General features: G+C 64.6%; 11 protein-coding genes. 4 read left to right on the forward strand and 7 right to left on the reverse strand.

Annotated features, from left to right (window positions below):
- Positions 1 to 17: 17 nt before the first annotated feature.
- Positions 18 to 677, reverse strand: a complete 660-nt coding sequence (locus JYK05_RS21215; protein WP_175943491.1) for a DUF4396 domain-containing protein — start codon at positions 675 to 677, stop codon at positions 18 to 20.
- A gap of 346 nt (positions 678 to 1,023) precedes the next feature.
- Here JYK05_RS21215 and JYK05_RS21220 point away from each other — a divergent pair, with 346 nt between their 5' ends.
- From JYK05_RS21220 to JYK05_RS21235, 4 genes are all read left to right on the forward strand, one after another.
- Positions 1,024 to 1,440, forward strand: a complete 417-nt coding sequence (locus JYK05_RS21220) for a MarR family winged helix-turn-helix transcriptional regulator (RefSeq protein WP_175943997.1) — start codon at positions 1,024 to 1,026, stop codon at positions 1,438 to 1,440.
- A 155-nt stretch (positions 1,441 to 1,595) separates the two neighbouring features.
- Positions 1,596 to 2,597: an SDR family oxidoreductase gene (locus JYK05_RS21225; RefSeq protein WP_206470448.1), complete on the forward strand. Its 1,002-nt coding sequence runs from the start codon at positions 1,596 to 1,598 to the stop codon at positions 2,595 to 2,597.
- The gene (locus JYK05_RS21230; RefSeq protein ID WP_206470449.1) at positions 2,594 to 4,369 is read left to right on the forward strand and encodes a glycoside hydrolase family 15 protein; all 1,776 of its coding nucleotides are present in this window, start codon (positions 2,594 to 2,596) and stop codon (positions 4,367 to 4,369) included. The genes JYK05_RS21225 and JYK05_RS21230 overlap by 4 nt, the downstream gene beginning before the upstream one ends.
- A gap of 373 nt (positions 4,370 to 4,742) precedes the next feature.
- Positions 4,743 to 7,037 (forward strand): multicopper oxidase family protein, encoded by a 2,295-nt coding sequence (locus tag JYK05_RS21235; protein WP_241270077.1) that lies wholly within the window; start codon positions 4,743 to 4,745, stop codon positions 7,035 to 7,037.
- Positions 7,038 to 7,054: 17 nt separating this feature from the next.
- Here the strand turns inward: JYK05_RS21235 and JYK05_RS21240 are convergent, their stop codons facing one another.
- The 6 genes from JYK05_RS21240 to JYK05_RS21265 all read right to left on the reverse strand — a co-directional run bounded on the left by JYK05_RS21240 (position 7,055) and on the right by JYK05_RS21265 (position 13,941).
- The gene (locus JYK05_RS21240; protein ID WP_175943497.1) at positions 7,055 to 8,014 is read right to left on the reverse strand and encodes an ABC transporter permease; all 960 of its coding nucleotides are present in this window, start codon (positions 8,012 to 8,014) and stop codon (positions 7,055 to 7,057) included.
- A complete protein-coding gene (locus JYK05_RS21245) occupies positions 8,014 to 9,021 on the reverse strand; it encodes an ABC transporter permease (protein ID WP_206470450.1) in 1,008 nt (335 codons plus the stop codon). Before JYK05_RS21245 ends, JYK05_RS21240 begins: the two co-directional genes overlap by 1 nt.
- A complete protein-coding gene (locus JYK05_RS21250; protein WP_206470451.1) occupies positions 9,018 to 10,562 on the reverse strand; it encodes a sugar ABC transporter ATP-binding protein in 1,545 nt (514 codons plus the stop codon). The genes JYK05_RS21245 and JYK05_RS21250 overlap by 4 nt, the downstream gene beginning before the upstream one ends.
- A 10-nt stretch (positions 10,563 to 10,572) precedes the next feature.
- Positions 10,573 to 11,592, reverse strand: a complete 1,020-nt coding sequence (locus JYK05_RS21255; protein ID WP_206470452.1) for an ABC transporter substrate-binding protein — start codon at positions 11,590 to 11,592, stop codon at positions 10,573 to 10,575.
- A gap of 81 nt (positions 11,593 to 11,673) precedes the next feature.
- Positions 11,674 to 13,011: an amidohydrolase family protein gene (locus tag JYK05_RS21260; RefSeq protein ID WP_206470453.1), complete on the reverse strand. Its 1,338-nt coding sequence runs from the start codon at positions 13,009 to 13,011 to the stop codon at positions 11,674 to 11,676.
- Between the two features lie 144 nt (positions 13,012 to 13,155).
- Positions 13,156 to 13,941 (reverse strand): alpha/beta fold hydrolase, encoded by a 786-nt coding sequence (locus JYK05_RS21265; RefSeq protein WP_206470454.1) that lies wholly within the window; start codon positions 13,939 to 13,941, stop codon positions 13,156 to 13,158.
- Between the last annotated feature and the right edge of the window lie 2 nt (positions 13,942 to 13,943).

Raw genomic sequence — 13,943 nt, forward strand, 5'->3', positions numbered from 1 at the left:
AAACCGACGCACACAGATCACATCTTCTCCTTGATGCCTCGCCGGATGAGCCAGTAGTTGACCGGGTATGTCGTCAGGAAGCCCGCCACCATCGCAAGTTGCATGCGCACCCAGTACGCTGAGTCAGTCGGCTCGAGCGGCGTGGCAGGCTTCGCGAAAGCGATCATCACGCCGAACATGCCCACCTCGTACGCAACGAGAGAAAGCGTGTCCGCCTTGACTGCCGCAATCACGCCATCGCGAAAGCCAAGGCCTCGCATCGGCGCGATCGAGAAATACTGGAAAGCCACGCCGATCAGGTAAGCCAGCACGAACGCCAGCGCGAGCCGCCCGATCAGTTCCGAGCCCGCGATGCTGAAGGCAAGCAGAAAGGCGAGCCATTCCCCAATGAAATCTCCCAACGCGCAACCTGCGCCGCAATGCGTCGCGCCCAGAAATGTGGCTTGCCACATCGGCGCTTCGCGCTGCTTTGCGCCGGGCGTCGCGCGCCCGAACGCGAAATAGAAAACCAAGCCTATTGGGCCCCAGTACAGCATCGTCAACGGCCATACCACGGACATGATCGCCATCGGTTGCCGATGTCCGAGCATTGCTATGTCGACCACCACTGCACATGCGGAAAGCACCGATAACGCCAGCCATGCCGTTGGCATCACGACCGACCAGTGTGCCGGCATCTCGGTTCTCCTGCGGTGTTCACGGTCGACCTGCTCGCGCTCGCACGCCTTTGAAAGCTGATCGAGAAAAGGGACTCATCTGGGGGCTTGCACCAAGCAAGCCGCATTCCGGGTGATCTTCCGCGCACGCGGCCCGGGCGATCCGTCATACGCCAGAGACCGCATCGAGCATCGATTTGTATCACATTGTGCTTTTTTCATGCCGATTGCAAATTGTTCCTGAGCGCCGCCCCGCGCGACTTCAGGCCGCTAGCATGCCCGGATGCATCTGCTACCATGAATGGCACGTCCGGCCGAAACGCAATGCATTTACCGACCCACCGAACCGAAGATCCGTGCGCAGAAAATGAAGCAACCGAATAACCGCGGGACCAAGGGCCTGCCGAGCAAGACGGATCTCGAATCGCTTTCGAATTTCCGCTATCAGCTCCGCAAGTTCCTTCGCTACTCCGAAGAAATCACTCACGCGGCCGGCATCACGCCTCTCCAGTATCAACTCCTTTTGCATGTTCGCGGCATGCCGGGACGAACGTGGGCGAGTGTCGGTGAACTGGCCGAACGCCTTCAGGCCGCGCCCAACGGGACGGCCGCACTCGTAAGCCGGTGCGAGCGCGCAGGACTCGTCGTCCGAAAGCCGGGAGAGAGTGATCGGCGCCAAGTGGAAGTGCATTTAACGCCCAAAGGCGAGCGATGCTTGTTGAAGCTCGCTGCAATGCATCTCACCGAGATGCAAACCTTCGGCTGGCTGGCAAACAGTGTTTGATGCTTCCATGGCGTCGTCTGCGCATGAGCGACTCCGCCCACGATAAAACGGCATCGCGTGACCTATTGGCACGGCTGCTGCTCTGAGGCGTTCGACTGTCGTTCTTCCAACCGTTGTTCCTGACATCGCCCTATGCGTCGACGAGGAGGCTCCGAATGCCAAAGGTAGTCGTAATCACAGGCGCGGGTGCCGGCGTAGGTCGCGCGACCGTAGATGAATTTGCGCGGCAAGGCTACGACGTCGCCCTTCTCTCACGCGACGCCGAGCGGCTGGAGCGGGCGGCATCGCAAGTCCGCGAGACCTACGGCGTGCGCGCGCTGCCCATTCCGACGGATGTAGCGGATGCGCAGGCGGTTGAGCGCGCGGCATCGCATGTCGAAGAGACACTGGGACCGATCGAAGTTTGGGTGAACGTCGCGATGGCGACCGCATTCGCGCCGGTCTCCGAACTCACTGCAGAAGAGATCGAGCGCGGCACGAAGGTCACCTATCTCGGGCAGGTCCACGGCATGATGGCCGCCCTCGCGCGCATGCGCACGCGCAATCGCGGCGCCATCGTGAATGTCGGCTCCGCGTTGGGCTACCGCTCGGTGCCGCTGCAGTCCGTATATTGCGGCGCGAAGTTCGCCATTCGCGGCTTCACGGACTCGCTTCGCTCCGAGATCATTCATGACCGGCTGAAGATCCATCTCACGATGGTCGCGCTGCCCGCTCTGAACACGCCTCAGTTCGACTGGGCGCTCAACAAAATGGGGAAGCGCGCGCGACCGGTCGCGCCGATTTTCGAACCGGAGGTCGCCGCGCGCGCCATCTACTTCGCCGCGACTCACCGCCGGCGCGAGGTGTGGGTGGGATTTTCGAGCGTCAAGGCAATTCTTGCAAATCGCATCGCGCCTAATCTGATCGACCGCTATCTGGCGCGCAGCGGTTATAGCGGGCAGCTTACCGACGAACCGCTCCCGCATGACGCGCCGAGCAATCTGTTCGAGCCTGTTCCCGGCGATTACAGCGCCCACGGGCGCTTCGACGACGAATCGCGGCAACGCAGCGTCGAATTGTTCACCGATCGTCACCGCGCGTTGTTGTGGGGACTGGCGGGCATCGGCACCGTCAGTTTATTCGGACTTCTATCTAAACGATGGAGCGGGCGGCGGTGAGCCGGCCCATCGAAGACTATGCGCTGCTGGGCGACGGCCAGACCGCAGCGCTCCTGAGCCGCGATGGCTCCATCGACTGGCTATGCTGGCCACGCTTCGACGACGACGCGTGCTTCGCCGCGCTGCTCGGCACGGCCGACAACGGATGCTGGTCGCTTGCGCCTGCGGGCAGCATAGAGCATAGAGCGCGACGCTATCAGGAAGACACGCTCATCATGGAGACAGACTTCGAACTGCGCGACGGCGCCGTTCGCCTGATCGACTTCATGCCTGTGGGCGAAGCATCGAGTTCCATGGTGCGCATGGTCGTGGGCCTGCGCGGCGTCGTGCAGATGAACATGAACCTCTGCCTGCGCTTTAACTATGGCGCGCTGCGTCCGTGGAGCGATTGCGTCGACGGCGCGTTTCATTCGTGCATAGGACCTGACCGCGTCGTGCTGCGAGCGGACATCGCGCTGACGATGGACAAAGGCACCGCGCAGGCGTCATTTGCCGTGCATGCCGGCGAATCCGTCACCTTCGCGTTGAGCTATGGCGCGCCGAACGAGACGCCGCCCCCGCCCGTGGACGCGCAAGCCGCATTGCGACGCACGCAGCAGTTCTGGCGCGACTGGATAGACCGCTTCGATAACGGCAGAACGGCCTGGCCGGAAGCCGTCAGGCGCTCGCTGCTGACGCTCAGGGCGCTCACGCACGGCCGCACCGGCGCGATCGTCGCCGCGCCCACGACGTCACTGCCCGAGGCGCCGGGCGGCCGGATGAATTGGGACTACCGTTACGGGTGGCTGCGCGATACGAGCTTCGCCATGGTCGCCTTGCTGAACGCGGGCTTCAACGACGAAGCGAGTGCATGGCGCGACTGGCTGCTGCGTTCGATCGGCGCGTCGCCGGAGCATATCCGCATCATGTATCGCGTCGATGGCGGGCGTCACCTGTCCGAATGGAACGTGGACTGGCTGCCGGGCCACCGCTATGCACTGCCCGTGCGCGTGGGCAACGCTGCGGCGCATCAGCATCAGGTCGATGTCCTCGGCGAGATCATCGACTGTCTCGACGTAGGCCGGCGCGGCGGGCTCAAGCCTGCGAGCAGCGAGAACTTCGTCGAGACGCGCATCGTCGAGCATCTGGAACAGGTCTGGAATACGCCGGGCTCGGGTATCTGGGAGTCTCGATCCACGCCGCGCCACTACACCTATTCACGCGTCATGGTATGGGTAGCGCTCGATCGCTTCGTGAAGAACCGGTCGGGCGACGCCGCGTGCGCCGCGCTCGTCGAACGCGTTGCCTTGCTGCGAGAGACGGTCCGCGAGGAGGTCTGTCGCGAGGGATGGAACGAAGGCATGGGCAGTTTTACGCAATACTACGGCGCGGACGGACTGGACGCCAGCCTGCTGTTGATGCCGCTCGTCGGCTTTCTGCCCGCCGACGAGCCGCGCATGGCATCGACCATTGAAACAATACGCCGCGAATTGAGCGAGAACGGACTCATCCGACGCCGCAAGAAGCGGCCCGAAGGTCCGAACGAAGGCACCTTTCTCGCGTGCTCGTGCTGGATGGCCGACTGCCTGCAAATGCAGGGACGCACTGACGAGGCCCGGCAGCAGTTCGAACGCGTGCTTGCCGTGGCCAACGACCTCGGCCTGCTCTCGGAGCAATACAACGCGGAGCGCCGCGAGCTGGCCGGCAACTTTCCGCAGACGCTCACGCATCTCGCTGTCATCAACACCGCGCTCGGGCTATGTGGGCCAACGATACAGCGGGGAGGCGGCTGATCAGGACGCACCGTCCTGGAGCATGAGCGTGCGCCAGTATCGTTAGTGGTCCAAGCCGAATTCGTCTTTGCAGCATTACGCTTCGTCAGATCAAACGGCCGCCATTCGCGCCGCCAAAGGGTAAGCGCGCATTGACATGCAAGACGCTATTTACCCAATTCATTCCTTCGACGATTACCGCCGCGCCGCCTCCAACTACTTAGCCATCCGTAATTCAGCTAACGAATAGGCATCCGGTTTAACTTACCGATTCAGCGCGTCGCCTTTGTGTGGAATCACACACATACAAAACGATTAGGGATACGACGGTTTTTCCAATGCCCTAATGTCTCCTTGCGGCGACCCGACGCCGTCCGTGGACAGAGGAGCACACATGAAAACGTCGCTGAAAGAGATCGGCGCTGCATTGCGCGCGTTGCTTGTCATGCTGGTCCTGGCACCTGCGCTGTCTTTCGCGCAGAGCACGCTGACCGCGCGATCCTTCACCGATGTAGACGACACCGCCGATGCCGCCGCCGGCAATTCGGCCGTATCCACAGCCGGAAGTCTCGCCTCGCTGTTGCAGCGGCTGCAATGCGCCTCGGGGCTGAATCCGTCAGGCAACTCGGCGACCGTCTCGCTCACGGCGAAGATGACGTCCTATAAGATCTACAACCCATCCACGAACGTATTCGATACCGTCAACATGCGTTCGTACAACGGCTGTCCATCGGGCCCGACCATCAGCATCAAGCCGGGCGCCACGCTGAAGTTGAACTTCACGAACAATCTTCCGCTGAATCCGAACGACGCGACCTGCCCCAGCCAGCCCGATCACGTCACGCCGCATTGCTTCAACAACACGAACATCCACACGCACGGGCTGCACGTATCGCCGTCCGGTAATGCCGACAACGTGCTGATCACCGTGCCGCCGAGCGGCGGAAAGTCCACGAGCGACAGCACGCATCACTACGTCTACGAGATTCCGTCGAACCATCCGTCGGGCACCTTCTGGTATCACTCGCATCTGCACGGGTCCACCGCCATCGACGTGGCGAGCGGCATGGCGGGCGTGCTTATCGTGCGTGGCTCGCGTCAGGCGCGCGCCGGCGTCGCGAACGGCAGCGCGGACATCGATACGATCCTCAAACGCAGGACATTCGGCTTGCCGCTGACCGAGCATGTCATGCTCTTCCAGCAGATCGAATACGCATGCTTTAGCGATGCAACTTCCACCGTGCCGCTGCTCGACTCGACCACGGGCGAGTGGATCTGCCCATCGGGCAAAGTAGGCGAGATCCGGGGGTATAACAATCAGTTAGGGTTCGTTCCCGATACGCGGACGGGGGCGCCCGCCGGCGCGGTGAATTCGTCGTGGATCATCTCTGGACGCTATACGCAGATCAACGGCGTGGTGCAGCCCATCTTTCCGAGCGCGATCGGCTTCGTGCCGGCCGGCGACATCCGGCGTCTGCGCATGGTGCACGGCGGCAACCGCGACACCATCAACGTGAAGATCGTGCGGGCGAACCTGTCGGCGCTCGGCCTCGCCGATTCACAATCGCTCAGCACCGCGCAGGTGAACACGGCGACCAACGCCGCGACGTCCGCACTGGCGAACGACCGCACGAAGTCTTCGCAAGTCGTCACGCTCGACGCGCTGTGCAGCGGCGAGACGGTGAAGCAACTGGAGTTCGCGGAAGACGGCATCACCATGCAGACGATGGTGGAGAAAGACGTCAACTCGATGAACCCGGGTTATCGAAGCGACGTGCTGGTGGCGTTCCCGTCGCCTGGCTTGTACTGCATCCTCGACGAAGCGGCATCTGCTTCCGCCACTATCAACTTCCGCGCTGGCGCAAGCAAGGTCAAGGACCGCCGGCTGTTGTCGTTCGCACGAGTGGGCCCCGGCATGAACATTCCCAATACGACCGTGGGCAGCCATTCGAAGTACTGGCAGTTCATCCGCGATCAACTGGTGGCCGCCAATCCTTCGCTCGCGCAACCCGCGAGGTCCGATCTCCAGTCGCTCAGCCTGCGCGCTTTCGCGCCGACCGTGCCCGTCGACGGCCCCATCAAGCAGACGGTCAATCAGCAATTCCAGATCAATCTGCCGACGGGACCGAATCAGCCGCTGACTTTTCAGATCGAAGGCGCGTCGTATGATCCGTCCGTTATACGCGTGACCGGCACGCTGGGCACCGTTGATCAGTGGAACGTGTCCGCCTCAAACTTCGCGACGCACGTGTTCCATATCCATACGAACCCGTTCAAGATCATGGACATCAAGAACGCGGCGAATCATTCGATCTTCGACGGTTCGGGCAACTGCACGCAGGAGGAACTGGCAACCGGCGACACGGAGTACTGCAACCTGCAAGGCGTGATACGCGACACGCTCTTCATCAAGGCGGGTTACACGCTGCAAATGCGCACGGCTTATGAGGACTTCACCGGCGAATTCGTGATGCACTGCCATATCCTCGATCACGAAGACCGCGGCATGATGGAGAACGTGGCCGTGGTATCGCCGACGACTGCATGGCTGCAGCGCTTGACGTCACCGGTCACGGCGATGAAGGCGAGCACGACCCGATGGCTCGCCCGGCTTCGCGGAGAGGACGAAACGAAGCTCGCGCTTGCGGCATCGTTATGTTCTGCTAAGGACTTTGGGAGAGGTCAGTAACGGCGCACACATCGCGGTCAAGCCTGCGCGCGACGCAGCATGCCTTTGAACGACCACTTGTTGAGCGCGAGAAACGCGAGCAGCGTCGCCCCGAAGATGCACTGCCGCCCTGCTTCGCCGATCTGCAGCGCGGTCAAGAGACTCGTGAGCGCGGTGAGCAGCAGCGCGGCCATCGCCACCGCGATGTAGTCGCCGCGTCCGCCTGCGAGCGACACGCCGCCGATCACCGCGACGACCACGCTCGGCAGCACATACGTGGTGCCGAGCCCGAGAAACGCCTGACCGACATAGCCGACCAGCAGCACGCCCGTCAGGGCCGCGATGACGCCGCTCGCCGTATAGACCGCGATGCGAATGGCACGCACGCGCGTCCCGGCGATGGCCGCCGCCGTCGGGTTCGCGCCGCTCGCGAGTAGCCGTCGCCCCCACGCGGAATGATCGAGGAAGCGCCACACGAGCGCGCCGGCCACGAGCCAGATCAGCGCGACGGTCGGCACGCCCGCGAGCGCTCTGCCGGAAAGCGCCGCGAGCGCCGGACTCGCCGCCGTGTTCACATGCATCACCGATGACCACACGATCAGGCCGCCATCCACGAGACTCGCCATCGCGAGCGTCATGACGAGCGGTGGTATCCGCAAGAGCGTGATGCCGACGCCGTTCACCGCGCCCACCAGCGCGCCGCTCGCCGCAGCAACGGCAAAGGCCGCGCCCAGACCCGGCGACGCGGGCCCGAGCAGCGCCGCGCCGAGCATGCCGCCGAGCGTGGCCGCCGCGCCGACCGACAGGTCCAGCCCCTGTTCGCCCGCGATCATCACGAGCGATTGCGCGATGCCGAAAAGACCGAGAAACGTCGCGATCTTCAATTGATTGGCGACCTGCCCCGGACTCGCGAAACCCGGCACCGCGAACTGCCCGCCGACGAGCACGATGATCGCGAGCGCGAGCAGGAAGAGGCGGCGCGATTGCGTATTCATCATCAAGCTCTCCTTTTCGCGCCGACGAACGTGAAGCCGAGCGCGATCACGATCACCGCGCCCTTGAACACTTCCTGATAGTTGCTCGGAATGCCCGCGAAGTAGACGACGTTGCCGATCAGCGCGAGCACGAGCGAGCCGCAGATCGCGCCGAGCATGGCGCCGCGGCCGCCCGCGAGCGAGATGCCGCCGATCACCACGGCCGCCACCGAGTTCAGCGTGTACGGCAGGCCGAGGCGCGCATCGCCGGATGCAGTCTGCGCCGAGAGGCACACCGCCGCCGCGAATACGAACAGCCACGCGAGCATGTAGCCGAGCAGCTTGACGAGCCGCACGTCGACGCCGACCTTGAACATGGCGTCGGCGTTGCTGCCGGTTGCAATCAGCCGCCGCCCGAAACGGTGCCGTTGCAGCACGGCCCAGATCACGACAGCCGCAAGCACGGGCAGCGCCGCGACCGGCACCACGCCGATGCGCGCCGCGAACCATTCGCCGAGCGCCTCCGGAACGGTGCCGCCCGGCTGCGGCATCAAGAGCAGCGCGCAGCCGAACCACACCGCGCCTGTCGCAAAGGTGGCGATGAGCGCGCTCTGCTTCGCATAGCCGACGAGAAAGCCGTTGCACGCACCGGCCGCGAGCGCGGCGACCAATGCAGCGAGACACGTCGCGCCCGTGCCCCAGCCCATGAGACCGGGCGCGGCGGCGAGCACGCAATTGACGAGCGAAATGCCCGCGCCCACCGACAAATCCAGCTCGCCCATCAACACGACGACCGCCTGCGCCATGCAGACGAGAATCACCGGCGCGGCGTTCTGCATATTGCTCGCGAGCGAATCGAGCGTCATAAAGTCGGGCTGAAGCCATGCATTGCACACGATCACGGCCAACAGCATGACGAGCGCCGGCAATGCGCTCGCGGCGCGCGCAAGCGTCGCCTTCAGCCCCGCGCCGGTGCGTTTCATCGGCACGGCTTTCGTGCCGGGAAGCCCTTCGCTCAAGTGCGCTTTCATGCCGCGCTCCGGCCAAAGAGCGCGCTGGTCACGCGCGATTCGTTCATCTCATCTCCTTCGAGCAGCGCGACGATCCGGCCTTCGTACATGACGACGAGCCGGTCGCACACCGCAAGCAATTCTTCGGTGTCCGAAGCATGAACGAGCACCGCGGTTCCTGCCGCCGCGAGCGCGCCGATCGCTTCGTATATGTCCTTGCGGGCGATGACATCCACGCCCTTGGTCGGATCGCTGAGAAGCAGCACATCGACCTGCCGGTTCAGCCAGCGGCCGATGACGACCTTCTGCTGATTGCCGCCCGACAGATCGCGCACCGGCTGCCGCGCGTCGGTTGTCTTGATGCGCAGGCGCTTCACGACGTCGTCGACGAAGCGGCGAATCGGCGCGCGATGCAGCCGCCACGGGCTTTGCGCGAAGTTCACGCCGACCTGCGCGAGGTTGAACTCGACCGAATGATCGAGCCACAAGCCCTGACGATGCCGGTCGTTCGGCACGAGGCAGACGCCCGCCGCGATCATCTGGCGTGGCGAGCGCGGTTCGACCGTCTTCGGGCCGTCCGGTCCTGCGAGCGTCACCGTGCCGCCGTCCGGCACGCGGAAGCCGGCAAGCGCGTCGAGCAGTTCTTCCTGGCCGTGGCCCTGCAAGCCCGCGATGCCGAGAATCTCGCCACGCTTCAACTCGAGATCGACGCCGCGCAGCCGCGCGCCCGCTCGCAGGCCGCGCACCGTCATCGCGACGGATGCGCCGTTGCGCGACACGCGGTTCGTTTGCGCCGTTTCGTGCGCGTCATCGTGCAGATGCGCGGCCGCCGCGCCGCCCGCCACGCCGCCCATCAGTTCGAGCACGCGGGGCTCATCCAAGTGGCCGCGCACCGGCAACTCGCCGACCGCGCGGCCGTTGCACAGCACCATCACGCGATCGCATAGCGACTCGATCTCAGCCATGCGATGCGAGATGAACACGACCGCCGTGCCCCGCGCCGTCAGGCCGCGCACGGCGCGCATCAGGCTATCGACTTCGGCTGCGGCGAGCGCGGCGGTCGGCTCGTCGAGAATCAGCACGCGGGGCGCGAGCGCGAGCGCCCGCGCGATCTCGACTAGTTGCTGATCCGCCGCGGTCAGGCTGCCCGCAGCGGCATCGACGTTCCAGCCCGGCCGCAGGCTTTCGAGCAATTGCAGCGCGCGATCGCGCGTGCGCGGCTGATTCAGAAAGCGCGCCGCGCGGCATAGCTCCGCGCCCAGAAACACGTTCTCCCAGACCGGCAAGTCGGGCGCGAGCCCCGGATGCTGATGCGCGATCGCGATGCCCGCCGCCCGCGCCGCTTTCGGCGAGCCCACGGCGAGCGGCGCGCCGTCGAGTTCGATGGTACCGTGGTCCGGCATCCTGTCGCCCGCGAGAATGCTGGAGAGCGTCGATTTTCCCGAGCCGTTCGCGCCGAGCAAGCCAAGCACTTCGCCCGCTTCGAGCGTCAGGCTCGCGTCGTCGAGCGCCAGCACGCCGTCGTAGCGTTTCGTGAGCCCCTTCGCGATCAATAAGGACATGGCGCCGCCGTCACTGCGCGAACAGCGCGTCGAGCTCGGCTTCGGAGAGCCATTGCCCGAGGAAGTAGCTGTCCGGCTTGCCGTTCATCGACGCGAGCGTGGCATCGAGCGTGTCGCTCGTCACCGTCTTCGTGATCGGGAAGTAGTACGTGTTGTCCGGCAGCGCTTTGAGCTTGCGGCCCTGCGCAAGACGCACCGCAATGCCGAGCGCCGTGCGGCTGATATCGGGCGGATTCACCTGCACGAAGACCTTCATCGGATTGCCCGCGTCGCGCTGCTTCTTCCATTCGGTGAGAAAGCCCTTCTGCGCCTCGCCGGTCATGACCGGCACGCGGCGGTTTGCGTTCTCGAAGGCGCGCAGCACGCCGAGCGCCATCGCGTCTTCAGTGAACACGGCGTCGATTTTCGGCTGCGCGGCGATGACCGTCGCCATCACGGACTGCGCCTTCGCCTCGTCCCATTCGCCGTAGCCGGACCATACGACCTTGATGCCGGGATACTTCGCGAACGTATCGAGCGCGGCTTTCTTGCGCGCTTCGGCCGCCGGGTGTCCGGGAATGCCGTCGAGCACCACGACGTTGCCCGTGCCGTGCAGTTGCTCCGCGATCCATTCGGCGTAGCGCTGGCCCCACTTGTAGTGATCGACCGTCACGTTGGTCGCATAGCGGTTCGACACGGCCTGATCGAACGAGACGACCGGAATCTTGCTGCGCTCCGCTTCGTTGATGACGCCGTTGAGTGCGGTCGCGGAGTTGGCATCGACCATGATCGCGCCGACTTTCTGGCGGATCATGTTGCGCATGTCCTGTATCTGCTGGCCGGTGTTCGCGCCCGACTGCTGGATGACCAGCTTGTCGGCCATGCCCTTCGCCTTATAGGTCTCGAACTGCTGGTTCGCGCCGTCGATCATCTGGTTGCGCCATTCGGTGCCGAAGTAACCGTTGGATAGCCCGATGGTCGGCGCGGCGGCGAACGCCGATGCGCACGCGAGGCTGGTCGCCAGCGCGGCGAGCAAAGTGCGCGGTGTCATGTGGTCGTCTCCTGATTTTTTCGTAAGCGAAGGCGCCGGCCGCAAGGAACGGCCGGCGCCATGCAACGCGTCTGCGAGCGTTCAGTGCACCGGCGCGGGCGCCGCTTGCTCGACGCCTGCATCGGCCGGCAGCGGCGTGCCGATATGCAGTTCCCCGCGCGGCGGCAGCGAGTCGTGCGTCGTCTTGAAGATGTCGCCGTCTTTCATCACGAGCGTGATCTTCTTCGGGTCCTGCAAGATGGTCAGGTCCGCGAGCGGATTGCCGTCCACGAGGATGATGTCGGCGAGATAGCCTTCGCGAATCTGGCCGAGCTCGTCGGGCATCATCATCAGTTCGCCGCCGTAGCGCGTCGCGGAAACGAGCACTTCGATCGGCGTCATGCCGATGTAATCGACGAAGTACTGAAGGTCGCGCGCGTTGGTGCCGTGCGGCATCCATGCGAAGCCGTAATCGCCGCCCGGCAGAACGCGGATGCCGCGCTTGTGCATCTTGCGCAGCGTTTCGGCGGCGGTCTCCAGCTCGCGCTTGTAGCCCATCTTCGTCGCCATTTCCTCCGTGATGCCCCACTTCTCCGCGTGATACAGCGTGCTGATGAGCCAGCCGATGCCCGGCGCGACGAAGTGCTTCTCCTTGTTGTCTTCGAGCATGTCGAGCGCTTCTTCGTCGGCGAAGCTCGCGTGGAAGATCAGTTCGAGCCCGTGCCGCACGCACTGCTTGACCGATTCGCTCGACCGCGCATGCGCCGCCACGCGCTTGCCGGCGCGCTTCGCTTCGGCCGCGAGCATCGCGATTTCTTCTTCCGAGAACGGCGACGATTCCGCCGAAATGCCGGCGATGTACTCACCCGAGAGATTGATCTTCAGGTGATCGACGCCGTACTTGACGAACATGCGCGTGGTCGCGCGCATCTCTTCCGGACCGCTCACGACCGCGCCGAAGTTCAGCTCCTTGAAGGGCATGTGCGGCAGCGTGTTGTCGGCGAGGCCGCCGAGAATCGTGATTTCCTGACTGCCCGCGAGATAGCGCGGCCCCGGAAACTCGCCGGCATTCACGGCATTGCGCAGCACCACATCGAGCCGCGGCTTCGCGGCGGCCGCGCCGAGCGCGGACGTCCAGCCCATTTCGAGGTAACGCTTCGCCACGCGCACGCACCACAGCATGTGCTCCTCCGGCGGCATGAACTGGATGGCGGACAGCGACGGCTGGTCATTCCACGAGAAATGCGTATGCGCTTCGGTCATGCCGGGCATCAGAAACGCGCCGCGGCCGTCGATGCGCCGCGCGTCGGGCGCGCTGATCGGCGCTTCCTCGCGCGCCACGCGCACGATGCGGCGGCCATCCACGAGCACCTGGCCCTTGAACGGCTGCGCGCCGCTGCCATCGAAAACGGATACGTTGTCGAACAGGATCGAACTCATGTCTGTCTCCTCCACGCGGACCCGGCGCATTCGCGCGCGGGCCGCCGGTTGATTACGGTCTGACCTGGTTGGTGTTCTTCCGGCGCCGGTCGCGGCCGTCTGTGCGGCGCTTCTTCGACGCGGCGTGCCGGCTCGTTCAGTTCTTCACTGCGCCGCCTCGTAGAAGCGCTTGAGTTCCGCCGTCGATTCGGCGGGCTTCTCGAACGTCGTCCAGTGGCCGCAGCCGTTCAGCACGACGACCTTCGCGCCTTTGATGCGCTCGCCCATCGCCTTGACGGCATCCGGCTTGCCGACGCCGTCCTGATCGCCGGTGACGAGCAGCGTCGGCACTTCGATGCGCTCGATCTCGGCGGCCTGCGCGCCCGCGAGCGCCTCGCAACTTTGCGCGTAGCCTTCGGGCGACTGCCGCATCACGCTTTCGCGCACGAGCGCGAGCGTCACCGGTCGCTGCGACTTCGTCTCGTCGCTGGTCGCGCCCTTCACGATGGCATCGGCGATTTCCTGCACGCCCGGCACGCCCTTCTCGCGCGCGATTCCGGCGCGCTGGCGCATGCCTTCGCGGCCCGCATCCGGCGGCGCGACGAGCGGCCCGAAGAGCGCGAGGCTCTTCACCAGTTCCGGATGCTTCACGGCGAGATGCTGCGCGACGATGGTGCCCATCGAATGCGCGACGACATCGGCCTGCGTGACTTGCAGTTCGCGCAGGACCGAGGCGATCGTGTCCACGTACAGATCGATCGACAGCTTCTGCTCCGGCAACGGCGAACGCGCGCTGCCCGGCAGATCGATGCGAATGACCTTCTTGCCCTCGAATGCCGGCAGCACCGGCGTCCAGTTGTTCGACGATCCGCCGAGACCGTGAATGCACACGACCGGCGCGCCTACGCCTTCGGTTTCGATGAATACGCCTTGCACTTGCGTCGTTGCCATGT

The sequence above is a fragment of the Caballeronia sp. M1242 genome, assembly GCF_017220215.1.
Classification (GTDB): domain Bacteria; phylum Pseudomonadota; class Gammaproteobacteria; order Burkholderiales; family Burkholderiaceae; genus Caballeronia.

Excerpts from the sequence above, each read along its gene's own strand:
- JYK05_RS21215 (WP_175943491.1), bottom strand. The coding sequence starts at position 677 with ATGCCGGCACACTGGTCGGTCGTGATGCCAACGGCATGGCTGGCGTTA.
- JYK05_RS21220 (WP_175943997.1), top strand. The coding sequence starts at position 1,024 with ATGAAGCAACCGAATAACCGCGGGACCAAGGGCCTGCCGAGCAAGACG.
- JYK05_RS21225 (WP_206470448.1), top strand. The coding sequence starts at position 1,596 with ATGCCAAAGGTAGTCGTAATCACAGGCGCGGGTGCCGGCGTAGGTCGC.
- JYK05_RS21235 (WP_241270077.1), top strand. The coding sequence starts at position 4,743 with ATGAAAACGTCGCTGAAAGAGATCGGCGCTGCATTGCGCGCGTTGCTT.
- JYK05_RS21240 (WP_175943497.1), bottom strand. The coding sequence starts at position 8,014 with ATGATGAATACGCAATCGCGCCGCCTCTTCCTGCTCGCGCTCGCGATC.
- JYK05_RS21245 (WP_206470450.1), bottom strand. The coding sequence starts at position 9,021 with ATGAAAGCGCACTTGAGCGAAGGGCTTCCCGGCACGAAAGCCGTGCCG.
- JYK05_RS21250 (WP_206470451.1), bottom strand. The coding sequence starts at position 10,562 with ATGTCCTTATTGATCGCGAAGGGGCTCACGAAACGCTACGACGGCGTG.
- JYK05_RS21255 (WP_206470452.1), bottom strand. The coding sequence starts at position 11,592 with ATGACACCGCGCACTTTGCTCGCCGCGCTGGCGACCAGCCTCGCGTGC.
- JYK05_RS21260 (WP_206470453.1), bottom strand. The coding sequence starts at position 13,011 with ATGAGTTCGATCCTGTTCGACAACGTATCCGTTTTCGATGGCAGCGGC.
- JYK05_RS21265 (WP_206470454.1), bottom strand. The coding sequence starts at position 13,941 with ATGGCAACGACGCAAGTGCAAGGCGTATTCATCGAAACCGAAGGCGTA.